Source organism: Halopseudomonas sabulinigri (assembly GCF_900105255.1).
GTDB lineage: Bacteria > Pseudomonadota > Gammaproteobacteria > Pseudomonadales > Pseudomonadaceae > Halopseudomonas > Halopseudomonas sabulinigri.
In genome coordinates this window covers 1,661,676-1,676,507 of the sequence record NZ_LT629763.1, presented here as the reverse complement: position 1 = coordinate 1,676,507, position 14,832 = coordinate 1,661,676, and the positions used below count along the sequence as shown (strand labels likewise).

The following is a 14,832-nucleotide window of genomic DNA, read 5'->3' as shown; positions in this document are numbered from 1 at the left end:
TTTTTGTTGGGCAAATGAGCGCCGCTCAGAAAGTGGAGCGGTCGAGTTGCTCATCTGCCGGGGTGGCAGGGGCTTGGCGGCCCATCGACATGCGCTCGATCTCTTCCTCGGTAGGCTCGGGGATAAAATCACGGTCGGGATCGTAGTCCGGGATCAGCCAGTTCGATAGCTCTTCCAGATCCTGTGGGCTGAGCGTGCCAGCGGCCTGTTTCAGGCTGAGATTGTCGATGATGTAGTTGTAACGCACAGTGTTGTAGTCACGTACGGTACGGAACAGGTTGCGCTGCGCTTCGAGCACGTCTACGACGTTGCGAGTGCCCACCTCGTAACCGGTTTGCGTGGCGTCCAGTGCCGCCTTGGCCGAGACGATGGCCTGGCGGCGGGCATCCACCTCTTCAACGCTGGAGGTCACGGTGCGATAGAGGTTGCGGGTGCTTTCTACCACACGGCGCAGCTGCGCTTCGCTGAGTTGTTCGGCTTGGGTCAGGCGGTAGGTGGACTCACGTACCTGCGAGGTCGTCAGGCCACCGGTGAACAGCGGCATGCTCAGCTCTACACCGAAGCTGGTCAGCGCGGTGTCGTTGGCTGTCTGGCCAGCACGGGCAATCTCGGCTCCGCCATTGGTGTCGTTATAGCGCACAAAGGCATCGACCACGGGGGCGTAGCCAGCTTTGCTGCTGCGCAGGCCATCCTCGGCGCTGCTGATTGCATAACGTGAGGCCAGCAGGTTGAGGTTCTGTGCCGAAGCGGTTTCTACCCACTCCTGCAGGTTGGCTGGCGCCGGTGGTAGTACCGGCAGTTCGTGGCTGATGCCATACAGGCTGTCGTAATCCTGGTTGGTCAGCCGGGTTAGAGCCTGGTAGCTGACATCCAGATTGGTCTGGGCGGTCAGTCGGGCAGCGCGTGAGCTGTCGTAACCGGCGCGGGCTTCAAGTACATCGGTGCGCGCGGACAGGCCAACGTCAAAACGTTCTTGCGCCTGCTCCAGCTGGCGCTCAAAGGCATCTTCCTCGGCTTTGGCGGTGGCCAGGTTGTCCGAGGCGCGCAGCACGTTGAAGTAGGCCTGGGAGACTTCCAGAATCAGGTTCTGCTGGGTCGCGGAGAATTCCAGTTCGGCCTGTTGGCTCAGGGATTTGGCCGATTGATAGTCGAACCAGCGATTGGCGCGGAACAGCGGCTGGGTCAGGCTGGCCTGATAGTAGTGCGTGTTGTACTCGTCGCCACCTACGCCATCGATTTCGAGATCTTCACGCGTAGCTCCCGCGCCTATGCCGATGTTGGGCAGCAGCTGCGAACGTGCCTGGGGCAGGGCTTCCTGACGCGCCCGGGCATCGGCTTGCGCTGCGGCCAGGTCGGCGTTGTTCAGCAGCGCTTCCTGGTAGATTGTCATCAGATCGGTATTGGCAGCGGCATGGCCGGAAACGCCGGCGAGCAACAGGGCAGCAAACAGGGGGCGCAGCATGCATGGATCCTTCGCATGGTTGGAATAATCAATCAAGGCTAAAGAGCGCGCGTCCCGTGGTCAAGCAATGCATTGGACCTCTGGCGGAACAAAGTGTTTTGGCAGCATGAGTGGGCACAATCGACGTGGATATCGGCCGGCTCGCGGCGATTTTCAAAGCGGCAAACAACGGCGCTGTTGTGCGGCTTGCTGGCGAGCCTGTGAGCTTCTAGACTGTGCCCGACATCTTGACGGGGTGCTGCCGCTAACGCGGGGGCTGAGATGATACCCGTTGAACCTGAACCGGTTAGTACCGGCGTAGGAATCGAGATATGTGCCTGCAGCCTGCCGCGAAAGCGGACGGATGTTTGGCCTTTTCGGTTCCCTGCGAAAGCCCAACGCAGTGGAGCATAACAATGAACAGCAGATTGCCTGATACCGCCATCGCCACCTCGGGGGCCGATAGCGCCGCCACCCAGCCTTTCCCGAATTCCCGCAAGATCTACGTGCAGGGTTCACGCCCGGACATTCGCGTGCCCATGCGCGCGATCAGCCTGGCCGACACCCAGACCGACAAGGGCAATGAGCCCAACGCCCCGGTGCTGGTATACGACACCTCCGGCCCCTACACCGACCCTGCAGTGCAGATTGATCTGCGCGCCGGTCTGGCTGACGTGCGCGGTGCCTGGATTGATGCGCGCGGCGACACCGAGGTGTTGCCGGGGCTAAGTTCCGAGTTCGGTAGTGCCCGTCTGTCCGATCCAGCATTGGATCACATGCGCTTTGCTCATGTGCGCACGCCGCGCCGCGCCTTGCCTGGACGCAACGTTAGCCAGATGCACTATGCGCGCAAGGGCATCATCACGCCGGAAATGGAATACATTGCCATCCGCGAGAATATGAAACTGGCCGAGGCGCGCGCTGCAGGGTTGTTGCAGGACCAGCATCCAGGGCACAGCTTCGGTGCCAGCGTGCCGGCGGAAATCACCCCCGAGTTTGTGCGTGACGAGGTCGCCCGTGGCCGCGCGATTATTCCGGCCAATATCAATCACACCGAACTGGAGCCGATGATCATTGGCCGTAACTTTCTGGTGAAGATCAACGGCAATATCGGCAACTCGGCGCTTGGCTCCTCTATCGAAGAAGAAGTGGAGAAAATGACCTGGGGTATTCGCTGGGGCTCGGATACGGTGATGGACCTGTCCACCGGCAAGAATATCCACGAAACCCGCGAGTGGATCATCCGCAACTCGCCAGTGCCGATTGGCACAGTGCCTATCTATCAAGCATTGGAGAAAGTCGATGGTATTGCCGAGAACCTGACCTGGGAGATCTTCCGCGATACGCTGATCGAACAAGCCGAGCAAGGCGTGGATTACTTCACCATTCACGCTGGCGTGTTGCTGCGTTACGTTCCGATGACCGCCAAGCGGGTTACCGGCATCGTTTCGCGGGGCGGCTCGATCATGGCCAAGTGGTGCCTGGCGCACCATCAGGAAAACTTCCTCTATACCCACTTCGAAGATATCTGCGAGATCATGAAGGCCTATGACGTGTCTTTCTCGCTCGGCGACGGCCTGCGTCCCGGCTCGATTGCCGATGCCAACGACGAGGCGCAATTCGGCGAGCTGGAAACCCTCGGCGAGCTGACCAAATTGGCCTGGAAGCATGATGTGCAGTGCATGATCGAAGGCCCGGGCCACGTGCCCATGCAGTTGATCAAGGAGAATATGGACAAGCAGCTTGAGTGTTGTGACGAGGCGCCATTCTATACGCTGGGGCCGCTGACTACCGACATCGCGCCGGGTTACGACCACATCACCTCTGGCATCGGCGCCGCCATGATCGGCTGGTTCGGGTGCGCCATGCTGTGTTATGTGACGCCCAAGGAGCATCTGGGGCTGCCCAACCGCGACGATGTGAAAACCGGCATCATCACTTACAAGATCGCTGCCCACGCGGCGGATCTGGCCAAGGGGCATCCGGGTGCGCAGATTCGCGACAATGCCTTGAGCAAGGCGCGCTTCGAGTTCCGTTGGGAAGACCAATTCAATCTCGGCCTTGATCCGGACACCGCGCGCGCCTACCACGACGAGACCCTGCCCAAGGATTCGGCCAAGGTGGCGCACTTCTGCTCGATGTGCGGGCCCAAGTTCTGCTCGATGAAAATCACCCAGGAGGTCCGCGACTATGCCGCGGCGCAGCGTATTGACGCGGTGGACTTGGCGGTCGAGGAGGGCATGCAGGCCAAATCACAGGAGTTTCGCTCCACCGGCTCGCAGTTGTATCAGAAAGTCTGAGATGCTCGGCAGCCAGTCGGACACTGGTTGCCGAAAGCTTGCCGTCGCCCCTGCAGATATGCGAGTTTAGAGGCTTGGTCGCGGTTCCGGGCAACCATTGTCCGGCCCGCCGCGAGCCTCTTCATTCTCTGTTCACGCAGGTTGTGCTGCGGCCGTTGGTCGCCGACAACCCTTGGGGGTTATGTGACGGACTTTACCCGTGCCGATGTCGAGGTGCTGGATCGGCAGACCGGATTCAAGGGTTTCTACCGGCTGGATGTGCTGACCCTGCGCCATCGCCTATTCAACGGCGGCTGGGGACCGGCGTTGCGACGCGAGCTTTTTGTGCGTCACGATGCGGTGTGCGTGCTGCCTTATGATCCCTGGCTTGACCGGGTAGTGCTGATCGAGCAGGTGCGCATAGGCGCCATCGACAAGAGCGAGCGGCCCTGGATGCTGGAGCTGGTCGCTGGTTTGATCGATAAGGACGAAGCGCCCGAGCAGGTGGCCCATCGCGAGGCCGAGGAAGAAGCCGGCCTGCAGCTGCTGAAGCTTACCCCGATTACCCGTTATTTCCCGTCACCCGGTGGCAGCGACGAGCTGGTGCACCTGTATCTGGCGACGGTTGATAGCCGTGGCGCCGGCGGTGTGCATGGGCTGGAAGAAGAGGGTGAGGACATTCGCGTGAGTCTGTGGCCGCGCGCCGAAGCCGTTGCGGCACTGGCCAGTGGACGCATCGACAATGCCGCGACCATCATAGCGCTGCAATGGCTCGAGATGCAGGCCGCGCAGCTGCGCGCCAGCGCAGGCCCGCAGCCATGAATGCATTACGCAAGCCGCGTTATCGCGTAGATCTGATCGGCCTACAAGCGCTCTGCGAAACCAATTACTGGCGTCTGCTCAAATTGATGCCGGCCATGCATGAGCAGGATGAACGACGCATTACCCTCGATGCTGGCGATGGTCAGCCGCAGGCGTTGCAGATGCGCGTGCTGGAACGCTGCCGCTATACTTCCACGCTGCTGCTCGCGCACGAGCGCAATCACGAGTGGGTCACGCCGCCAAGTATGGAGGTGCGCCTGTATCACGACGCTGGCCTGGCCGAGGTGGTGGCGGCGTATAACAGTCGGCGCTTCCGTGGCGTTTATCCTTACCCCAACGAGCAAATGTTGCAGCCCGATGAGAAATACCAGCTCAATCAGTTTCTCGGTGAGTGGCTTGGCTACTGTCAACGACATGGTCAAAGTGCGCAGCCGTTCTCGTTTGTACAGTGATCGCTGCCGCGGCTGCTGTGACTCAGTCGCTGGAATCTGCTCGCGGCAGCGTTCATGATTGGCGCCGGGAAGCAAATCAGGAATGGAGTATCCATGTCGTTAGCAGAATCGGCAGGCACCGATTACGTCTGCATAGTGCAGTTGACCGACAGCCACCTGTTCGCCCGCGATAGCGGCGATCTGTTGGGGCTGGATACGCTCGACAGTCTGAATTCGGTTATCGATCTGGTACTGCATGAAATAGCCCGCATGGATCTGGTGCTGGCCACCGGGGACATTACCCAGGATGGCAGCGAGGATGCCTATCGGCGTTTTATCAGCGCCAGCCTGCGGCTGCCCGCGCCCTGTCATTGGATTCCCGGCAATCACGACGACGCGCAGTTGATGCAGCGGCTGGGTAATGCCTCGGGCATGAGCCGCGACTGGGTCGATATCGGCAACTGGCGGATCGTGCTGCTGGATTCGAGCATTGCTGGTTCGGTAGCCGGCTATCTGGCCGACAGCCAACTGCAGCGTCTGGACGATGCGTTGGCGACCGCTGGCGAGCGGCACCTTATGGTGTGCCTGCATCACCATCCGGTAGACATCGGCTGTGACTGGATGCAGCCCATCGGCTTGCACAATGCCGCTGCGCTGTTCGACCGCTTGAGCGGTCAGAGCGCTGTCAAGGCGGTACTGTGGGGGCACGTGCATCAGGAATTTGACCGGGTGCGCCAAGGTGTCAGGCTACTTGCCACCCCCTCGACCTGCGTGCAGTTCGCTGCGGATAGCAGAGATTTTGCCACCGATACGCTGGCGCCGGGTTATCGCTGGTTGCGTTTGTACGACGATGGGCGGTTGGAAACCGGGGTTTCGCGCCTGCCGCCCGGAAGTTACCTCCCCGACCCCGATGCCGAAGGCTATTGAGCCGGCCCTGACTTCCCCGGTTGCCCGCAGTGTGCCGTGCTTGCCTTCGCGCTTTCTGCGCAGCTCTCGTCAGCGGGTGATAGGTGCGCTGCAGCCATTGGCAGTGGCGCCACCGGACAGATACTATGTGTCGCAGATTACCGTGTGGCAGATGCCGACGCGCAGAAAAGCCGTCGGGTACGGCGTGCCAGCGGCCTCCGTTGCGCCGGCCGCAGCATGAAGAACAAGGAAAACCGCCAAGACCATGTCCCAATCGACCTACAACGCGGATGCGCTGGAAGTACTCAGCGGCCTGGACCCGGTTCGCCGTCGTCCCGGTATGTACACCGATACCACTCGCCCAAATCACCTTGCGCAGGAAGTCATTGATAACAGCGTTGACGAGGCGCTGGCGGGGCATGCCCGAACCATTACCGTAACGCTGCACGCGGACAATGCGCTGGAAGTCAGCGACGATGGCCGCGGTATGCCGGTGGATATTCATCCCGAGGAGGGCGTCTCCGGGGTCGAGCTGATTCTCACGCGGCTGCATGCCGGCGGTAAGTTTTCCAACAAGAACTACCAGTTCTCCGGCGGCTTGCACGGGGTGGGCATCTCTGTGGTGAACGCGCTGTCGCTGCGCGTCGAGGTGCGGGTCAAACGCGATGGTCAGGAATACGCTATGGCCTTCGAGAGTGGCGAGAAGGTGCGTGAGCTGGAAGTGACCGGCACGGTAGGCAAGCGCAATACCGGTACCACGGTCATGTTCTGGCCAGATCCCAGCTACTTCGATTCGCCGAAGTTCAGCATTGCGCGGCTGAAACACCTGCTCAAGGCCAAGGCCGTGCTGTGCCCGGGTTTGAAAGTTGAATTTGATGACCGGCAAAGTGGCGAAACCCACAGTTGGTACTACGAAGACGGCCTGCGTGACTACCTGGTAGACGCCTGTGCCGAATGGCCAAAGCTGCCGGAAGAACCCTTCACTGGCAGTCTGTCCTCCAGCAAGGAGGCGGTTGACTGGGCGGTATTCTGGCTGCCAGAGGGTGGCGAGCTGGTGCAGGAAAGTTACGTCAACCTGATTCCCACGGCTCAGGGCGGCACCCACGTCAATGGTCTGCGCGCCGGCTTGCTGGAGGCGATTCGCGAGTTCTGCGAGTTCCGTAACCTGCTGCCGCGCGGTGTCAAACTGGCGCCGGAAGACATTTGGGAGCGGGTCAGCTATGTGCTGTCACTGAAAATGGCCGAGGCGCAGTTTTCCGGGCAGACCAAGGAGCGCTTGTCTTCCCGTGAATCTGCGGCCTTTGTCTCGGGCGTGGTCAAGGATGCGTTCAGCCTGTGGCTGAATCAGCATGCCGACATCGGCCTGCAGTTGGCGGAACTGGCGATCAGCCACGCCGGGCGTCGCCTCAAGGCCGGCAAGAAAATTGAGCGCAAGCGCATTACTCAGGGGCCCGCGCTTCCGGGCAAGCTGGCCGATTGCGTGGGTCAGGATACCCGCCGTTCCGAGCTGTTTCTGGTTGAGGGTGACTCTGCCGGTGGCAGTGCCAAACAGGCGCGAGACAAGGAGTTTCAGGCAATCATGCCGTTGCGCGGCAAGATTCTGAATACCTGGGAAGTCGACTCTGGAGAGGTGCTCGGCTCGCAAGAGGTGCACGATATTGCCGTGGCCATCGGCGTTGATCCGGGCGCCGTGAGTCTGGAGCAGTTGCGCTACGGCAAGATCTGCATCCTCGCCGACGCGGACTCCGACGGGCTGCACATCGCCACCTTGTTGTGCGCGCTCTTCGTGCGCCATTTCCGACCATTGGTTGAGGCGGGTCACGTTTTTGTAGCCATGCCACCGCTGTATCGTGTGGATATTGGCAAGGATATCTACTATGCGCTGGATGACGCCGAAAAGCAGGGCATCCTTGACCGCATCGAGGCCGAGGGCAAACGTGGCAAGGTTCAGGTAACCCGCTTCAAGGGGCTGGGTGAAATGAATCCGCTGCAGTTGCGAGAAACCACCATGGCACCGGATACCCGGCGCCTGGTGCAGTTGACCGTCGATGATACGCAGGATACCGAGCAACTGATGGACATGCTGCTGGCGAAGAAGCGCTCAGGCGACCGCAAGACCTGGCTGGAGAGCAAGGGCAACCTGGCCGAGGTGCTGCTTTGAGTCAGACAGCCAGGGCCCTCTTGCTGGGTTGTAGCTTGCTTGTATGCTTTTCTGCCACGGCCTTTGAGCGCTCGCCGGAACTGACCCTGCAACACGCGGCGCCGGTCGACGGCATGCCGCGTGGCAATCTCTCTGCCTTGCAGTACTGCGGCGAGCGTTTGCTTTCGGTGTCAGACCGGGAAGATCAGACCCTCTATGAACTGTCACCGTCGGAGGCGGGCTGGCAGGCCGCTGGCGAGTACTTTGAACTGCCGGACAACGCACCCAGCATGCTGCCCGTGCAGCTGCTGGCTGGCGCCTGGCTGCGCGGCCTGAGCGGTCAGGCTCTGGATTTCGAGGGGCTTGCCTGTGATGCTGAAGGTAATCGCTATCTGGTCAGTGAAAGCCAATTGGGTGTGCTCAAGCTGCCGCCGGCTGCTGCCGAGCCGGTCAAGGGGCATTGGCTGGACCTGGATTCGGCGGTCTACCGTGAAGGCGAACGTCAGGGCCTGTGGCAGCAGGTAAATGCGCTGGCCGAGGGCGTGGCCATCAATGCCAGCGCCGATACGCTCTGGTTGGCGGCAGAGCGGCAGGGCCGCGGCTTGATCAAACTCCAGCGTCAGGGGGATCAGTGGCGTTGCCCTTTGGCCGGTTGTGTGTTGCTGGCCGAACGGCGCTTTCTGCCTACTGATGCCTTTGCACCGGGCGTGCTGAACAAAGAAGTATTGCCGGTCGATTTCTCCGATTTGGTGCTCTGGCAGGGCAAGCTCTGGACGCTGGAGCGTAACGCTCATCAAGTCTGCCGGCGCAGCCCGCTGTCGGGTGCGCGCGAACGCTGCTGGTCGTTTGCCCAGACAATACTGTCCGACCCCTATATTTACCCGGACGCTCCCTATGGGCTGGCCGAGGCGCTGCTGATCAACGAGGACGGCATCATGATCGGGCTGGACAACAATGATCGCGTGCGGCCCGACGGTGATGGTCGGCCGTGGATATTCCAGTTTGCGCTGCCAGCCGACTGGCAGGATGGCGCCAAAGGTGACTGAGGCACCGCCACCGAGCCAGCGCAAACTCGGCACCGGAATGTTGATTCTGGCCTGGGCCGCTGGCCTCTTGCTGGCTGCCTACTGGTTCAGCGGCGTGGAAGAGCGACAGCAGAATCCCAACCAGCAGCCAGAGTCGCTGCACCTGGACAACGCGGTCGAGGTGCGGCTGGAAGCCAATCGCCAGGGTCATTATGTGGTGGATGGCCAGATCAATCGGCACGCCGTGACATTCCTGGTGGATACCGGAGCTTCCTTTGTGGCCATCCCGGCCGAACTGGCGGAGAAGATGGGGCTGGAGCGCGGGCGCAGCTTCATGGTCGAAACCGCCAATGGCACCGCACCGGGTTTCAGTACCCGTCTGCAGAGTCTGCGCATTGGTGACATCGAGTTGCATGATGTGGACGCCGGGATAGTGCCCGGCATGGGTGGTGATGGCGTGTTGCTGGGTATGAGTGCCCTGCGACAACTGGATTTCAGTTCGCGCGGCGGTGATCTGCTGCTGCGCCAGTATCAATGAATTTGCAGTAGGGTGGCCGGCTTTCGCGGGTTGCCATAAGGGAGAACAAGTATGAGTGATGGCCTGGACCTGAGCCTGGAAGGGGTAGAACGCCGCACGCTGGCGTCTTTCACCGAAGAGGCTTATCTCAATTACTCCATGTACGTCATCATGGATCGTGCACTGCCGCACATTGGCGATGGCCTGAAGCCGGTGCAACGACGCATTATCTATGCGATGAGCGAGCTGGGGTTGTCGGCTACCTCGAAGCACAAGAAGTCGGCACGTACCGTGGGCGATGTTCTGGGCAAGTACCACCCACACGGCGATTCCGCCTGCTACGAAGCCATGGTGCTGATGGCGCAACCTTTCTCCTACCGCTATCCGCTGGTTGATGGTCAGGGTAACTGGGGGGCGCCGGACGATCCCAAATCGTTTGCCGCGATGCGTTACACCGAAGCGCGTCTGGCGCGTTACAGCGAGGTGCTGCTGAGCGAATTGGGGCAGGGCACTGTCGATTGGCAGCCCAACTTCGATGGCACCATGGACGAACCCATGGTTTTGCCGGCGCGTCTGCCGAACCTGCTGCTTAACGGTACCACCGGCATTGCCGTGGGTATGGCGACCGATATCCCGCCGCACAACCTGCGTGAGGTGGCGGCGGCCTGCGTGCGCTTGCTGGATGATCCGGGCGCGGGTCTGGATGAGATCCTTGAACACGTCAATGGCCCGGACTTTCCTACCGAAGCGGAAATCATCACCCCCCGAAGTGACTTGCTCAAGATCTATGCGACCGGCCGCGGCTCGGTGCGCAGCCGCGCGGTGTGGAGCCGGGAAGATGGCGATGTGGTGATTACCGCCTTGCCGCATCAGGTCTCCGGCGCCAAGGTGCTGGAGCAGATCGCCAGCCAGATGCAGAACAAGAAGCTGCCGATGGTCGCGGATCTGCGGGATGAGTCGGACCACGAGAATCCAACCCGTATCGTCATAGTTCCGCGCTCCAACCGAATCGACCTGGACGAGCTGATGCAGCATCTGTTCGCGACCACGGATCTGGAGCACAGCTACCGCGTCAACATGAACGTGATTGGCACTGACGGCAAGCCGGCGGTGAAAGATCTGTGGACATTGCTCAGCGAGTGGTTGGGCTTTCGCGTGGCAACGGTGCGCCGGCGCCTGCAGTTCCGGCTCGACAAGGTGCTGGCACGCCTGCACCTGTTGGAAGGTTTGCTGGTTGCTTTCCTGAATCTGGATGAAGTGATTCACATCATCCGTACCGAGGAGCACCCGAAGGCCGAACTGATAGCGCGTTTTGATCTCAGTGAGCTACAGGCTGATTACATCCTGGATACTCGGCTGCGGCAGCTGGCGCGCCTGGAAGAAATGAAGATTCGCGGTGAGCAGGATGCCCTGGCCGCCGAGCGTGACGAGCTGCAGAAAATACTGGGCAATGAGCGCCTGCTGCGGGACAAGGTGCGTGATGAGCTGGTAGCTGATGCAGAGACTTACGGCGACGACCGTCGCTCGCCCCTGGTCGAGCGTAAGGAGGCCCGCGCCCTGTCGGAAACCGAACTGGTGCCCTCCGAGCCGGTAACGGTGGTGCTGTCAGAGAAAGGTTGGGCGCGCTGTGCCAAGGGGCACGACATTGATGGCGCGAGCCTGAGCTATAAGGCCGGTGATGCCTTCCTTGATCAGGCGGCAGGCCGTACCAACCAGCAGGCAGTGTTTATCGATAGCACGGGGCGTAGTTATTCGTTGCCCGCGCATACTCTGCCGTCTGCGCGGGGTCAGGGCGAACCGCTGACCGGCCGCTTCAACCCGCCGGCTGGGGCAAATTTCGATACGGTCTTGATGCCCGATGACGAAGCGCTGTATCTACTGGCTTCGGATGCCGGCTACGGATTTGTGGCCCAGGGTGCTGACCTTCTGGCGAAGAACAAGAACGGCAAGGCGCTGCTTAGCGTGCCGGAGGGAGGGCGTATCCTGCCGCCGCAACGGGTGAAAAACCTGCAGCAGAGTCAGCTGGCTGCGGTCTCCAACGAGGGGCGTCTGTTGGTGTTCAATCTGGCAGAGTTGCCGCAATTGTCGAAAGGTAAAGGCAACAAGATTCTCTCGCTACCGTCGGCGCGGGTGAAAACCCGGGAGGAGTTTGTTGCCGGCTTAGCCGTGCTGCCGCCGGGCGCCTGTCTGGTGTTGACGGCTGGAAAGCGGACCCTGACCCTGAAGCCTGCGGATCTTGACCACTATTGTGGTGAGCGTGGGCGCCGTGGCAATAAACTGCCACGTGGCTTCCAAAAGGTCGATGCGGTAACGGTCGAGTTGCCTTCTGCGTCGAGCCCGCCTGCGGCTCCAGTGACAGAGTAAACGCCTGGCGCCGGGGCTGACTTAGCCCTGGCGCTGGTTATAGAGCTTGTTGAGTTGGCTTTCGATCATGGATTGATAGGGCTCCAGCAGCCGCTCGATACAGAAAATACCGGGCTGGCTGGCCAGGCGTCTGGCTACAGCGCTATCGGCCAGTGTGCCGGCCCCGGCCAGGTCTGCGTCTACCAGCAGCAGGTTGCGGCTGTGTTGCAGCTGGTCTAGCGTGCGCTGTCCCAGTTCGTGCTCAGCCAGAGCCTCGTCGCTGATGGTCTCCAGTCCCGGTGCGTGACATAGCGCCAACTGCAAGTGCAGCGCGATACCGGTGTCCGCGATCTCAATCTGCAGGTCGTGACCCAGTACCCGCAACAGTTCACCGCAGCAAAGACCGTGGGTCAGTTCGTCGCGGGTGTTCTCGGCGCCGGGGCTGAACAGCAGTACGCTGGTGCCATCGTACAGGGTGTGTTGCTGGCCGGCGTAGAGCTGGGCGGCCCTTTGAATGTGTTCACGGTAGCGCTCCAGCAGCGCCATCAGGCGCTGGCGCGGCAGGCGGCGCAGCGCCTCCTGATTACCCAAGCGCACCGCCAGCATCGCATGGTGAGGCAGTGACGGGGCGGCTGCTTCGGCTTGGTCGTCGGCTACTGCTGCGCTTTCAGCCGTGTCTTCTGTGCCTAGAGCGTTTTCTTCGGCGTTGTCTGCAGGTTCTGCTATTTCGTCTATCGGCTTGTCGCCACCTTCTGCCTCAAGGTCATCAGCTAAGCCGGCCGGTTCGATGTACTCCGGCACTGTGGAGTTAACGCTGATTGCGGGTTCGACTGTGCTCACCGGCGTGGGTTCTGGCTCCGGCTCTGGGTACAGGCCGCGTTGCAGCGTCAACGTACGGGCAAATTCACCTAGCTCATCCTGTCGCCTGCTGGCTGGCGCCGGGTAACTGGGAGCTGTATCCCACTGGGCGATGGCGGCGAGGTCGCGGCGCAGTCGTGTAGCCCAGTACCAGGCCAGCAAACCGGCACACAGAGCGAGGCCGACCAGCGTCCAGAGCACTTCCTTGACCAGGTTGGAGCTTGGTTGGCGTAGGGGCTGGGCCGCCAGTACCAGCTGAATCTGGCCGGCGACCTGGTCCTGCTGCAGTACCGCGGCAAGATAACGCCCCTGGCCAGGTGCGCGGTTGTGCGCCGCGGGCTTGGCACCGGCTTCGGCGATCACTCGATTGGTCGGGGAGTACAGGCTGACATGGGCGATCAGGGGATTCTGGTTCCACTCGGCCAGGAGGATGTTAAGGCTCAGATTGTCCCCGGCTGCCAGTGGTTCGGCGGCGCTGGAGGCGATTTGCCGCGCCAGGGCACTGCCAATGCGATCAGCCTGGGTTGCGATGTCACGTTGCAGGTGCACTTGGCTGAACCAGAGGGTTAGCAGAAAAAGCACCAATAAGGGCACGACGGCCAGTAGCGGAACCGCGTAACGAAACTTGCTGCAGCTTTGTCGAAACTGGGTATAGCTGCGCAGAAACAGGTTATCTGGGGTAGGGCTTGAGCGGCTCAAAGTGGACTCGACGTTGGCAGGGGTGGGCAAAGGCTGGCCGCTGGCGGCTCAAGCGCCGAGTATAGCCATTCCCTCTGCATGGAAAAAGGGTTCATCTGTGAGGCCGTTGCCAATTCCGGGTAGAATGTCGTTTTCAGCTTGGCGCATGAGGTTACCTTGAAGGAAATCGTCCTGATCAATATTACCGGCCCCGACCGTCCGGGGCTGACAGCGGCTATTACCGGCCTGCTGGCCAAGGCCGAGGTTAACATTCTGGATATTGGCCAGGCCGTTATCCACGACACTCTTTCGTTCGGGATACTGGTTGAGATGACTGGTGAAGAGGGCCTGTCGGATGTGCTCAAGGATGTGCTCTTTCGTGGTTACGAGCTGGACCAACAGGTGCGCTTCACGCCGGTCAGTGCCGACGAGTACGGGCGCTGGGTTACCGGTCAGGGCAAGGCGCGGCACATAGTGACGCTGCTGGCGCGACGAGTAACGGCAGAGCACATCGCGCGGGTTAGCGAAATTACTGCGCGCTATGGGCTGAATATCGACCATATCGACCGTTTGTCTGGCCGTATCCCCGAGGGCCTGCCGGCGGATCAGGGCAAGGGCTGTATCGAATTCTCCGTGCGTGGCGAGCCGGATGACCCGGCGGCTTTGCGCGCCGAGTTTCTCGCCATCGCGCAGGAATTGAGTGTCGATATCGCCTTCCAGCAAGACAGTATCTTTCGGCGTAACCGCCGTCTGGTGGTGTTCGATATGGACTCGACGCTGATTGATGCCGAGGTGATCGACGAACTGGCCAAGGCGGCTGGAGTTGGCGAAGCGGTGGCGGAGATCACCGAGCGTGCGATGCGCGGCGAGTTGGATTTCAAGGCCAGCTTTCGCGAGCGTATGGCGTTGCTCAAAGGGCTGCCAATCTCCACCCTGGAGCAAATCGGCGAGTCGCTGCGCCTGACCGAGGGCGCCGAGACCTTGATCGCGCAGTTGCGCCGACTGGGCTACAAGACCGCCATTCTGTCTGGCGGCTTTACCTACTTTGCCGAACAGTTGCAGCGTCGTTTGGGGATTGATTACGTGTTCGCCAACGCGCTGCCGGTGGAAAACGGTCTGGTAACCGGCGCAGTGCAGGAGCCGATTGTGGACGGGCAGCGCAAGGCGGAGCTATTGCGTCAACTGGCGCAGCAAGAAGGTATCAGTCTGGAGCAGACCATCGCGGTGGGGGATGGCGCCAACGATCTGCCTATGCTGTCGATCGCCGGTCTGGGTGTGGCCTTCCGCGCCAAACCCTTGGTCAAGCAGTCGGCCAAGCAGGCCATCTCTACCCTCGGCCTGGACGGTATCCTTTACTTGCTGGGCTTTCGCGATCGTGAGGGTGGTTGAGCG

The 14,832-nt window shown here is 61.0% G+C and carries 11 protein-coding genes and 1 riboswitch; of the genes, 9 read left to right on the top strand and 2 right to left on the bottom strand.

All coding sequences use genetic code 11. The features are described from left to right. Nucleotides 1-25: 25 nt before the first annotated feature. Nucleotides 26-1,462 carry a TolC family outer membrane protein gene (locus tag BLU26_RS07540; protein ID WP_092285347.1) on the bottom strand — a complete coding sequence of 479 codons (1,437 nt, stop codon included), beginning with the start codon at nt 1,460-1,462 and terminating at the stop codon, nt 26-28. Nucleotides 1,463-1,683: 221 nt separating this feature from the next. Then, nucleotides 1,684-1,783: riboswitch (TPP riboswitch) on the top strand. A gap of 74 nt (nt 1,784-1,857) precedes the next feature. Here BLU26_RS07540 and thiC point away from each other — a divergent pair. From thiC to parC, 8 genes are all read left to right on the top strand, one after another. After that, a complete protein-coding gene (gene thiC, locus BLU26_RS07535; protein ID WP_092285345.1) occupies nt 1,858-3,741 on the top strand; it encodes a phosphomethylpyrimidine synthase ThiC in 1,884 nt (627 codons plus the stop codon). Between the two features lie 183 nt (nt 3,742-3,924). Beyond that, nucleotides 3,925-4,542: an NUDIX domain-containing protein gene (locus tag BLU26_RS07530; RefSeq protein ID WP_092285343.1), complete on the top strand. Its 618-nt coding sequence runs from the start codon at nt 3,925-3,927 to the stop codon at nt 4,540-4,542. Then, nucleotides 4,539-4,994: a DUF1249 domain-containing protein gene (locus BLU26_RS07525; RefSeq protein ID WP_092285341.1), complete on the top strand. Its 456-nt coding sequence runs from the start codon at nt 4,539-4,541 to the stop codon at nt 4,992-4,994. Before BLU26_RS07530 ends, BLU26_RS07525 begins: the two co-directional genes overlap by 4 nt. 93 nt (nt 4,995-5,087) lie before the next feature. Further along, on the top strand, nt 5,088-5,900 hold the full coding sequence (cpdA, locus tag BLU26_RS07520) for a 3',5'-cyclic-AMP phosphodiesterase (RefSeq protein ID WP_092285339.1): 813 nt from the start codon (nt 5,088-5,090) through the stop codon (nt 5,898-5,900). Nucleotides 5,901-6,144: 244 nt separating this feature from the next. Further along, nucleotides 6,145-8,040, top strand: a complete 1,896-nt coding sequence (parE, locus tag BLU26_RS07515) for a DNA topoisomerase IV subunit B (RefSeq protein ID WP_092285337.1) — start codon at nt 6,145-6,147, stop codon at nt 8,038-8,040. Nucleotides 8,041-8,075: 35 nt separating this feature from the next. Further along, nucleotides 8,076-9,065 (top strand): esterase-like activity of phytase family protein, encoded by a 990-nt coding sequence (locus tag BLU26_RS07510; RefSeq protein WP_157719327.1) that lies wholly within the window; start codon nt 8,076-8,078, stop codon nt 9,063-9,065. Between the two features lie 37 nt (nt 9,066-9,102). After that, on the top strand, nt 9,103-9,582 hold the full coding sequence (locus BLU26_RS07505) for a retropepsin-like aspartic protease family protein (protein ID WP_092288404.1): 480 nt from the start codon (nt 9,103-9,105) through the stop codon (nt 9,580-9,582). Between the two features lie 51 nt (nt 9,583-9,633). After that, entirely contained in the window at nt 9,634-11,925 is a 2,292-nt protein-coding gene (gene parC, locus BLU26_RS07500) for a DNA topoisomerase IV subunit A (RefSeq protein WP_092285333.1), read from the top strand. Nucleotides 11,926-11,946: 21 nt separating this feature from the next. Here parC and BLU26_RS07495 read toward each other — a convergent pair whose 3' ends face one another. Then, nucleotides 11,947-13,461 (bottom strand): hypothetical protein, encoded by a 1,515-nt coding sequence (locus tag BLU26_RS07495; RefSeq protein WP_157719326.1) that lies wholly within the window; start codon nt 13,459-13,461, stop codon nt 11,947-11,949. A gap of 156 nt (nt 13,462-13,617) precedes the next feature. On the opposite strand from BLU26_RS07495, the gene serB reads away from it, so the two are divergent. Then, nucleotides 13,618-14,829 carry a phosphoserine phosphatase SerB gene (gene serB / locus BLU26_RS07490; RefSeq protein ID WP_092285329.1) on the top strand — a complete coding sequence of 404 codons (1,212 nt, stop codon included), beginning with the start codon at nt 13,618-13,620 and terminating at the stop codon, nt 14,827-14,829. The last annotated feature ends 3 nt before the right edge of the window (nt 14,830-14,832 follow it).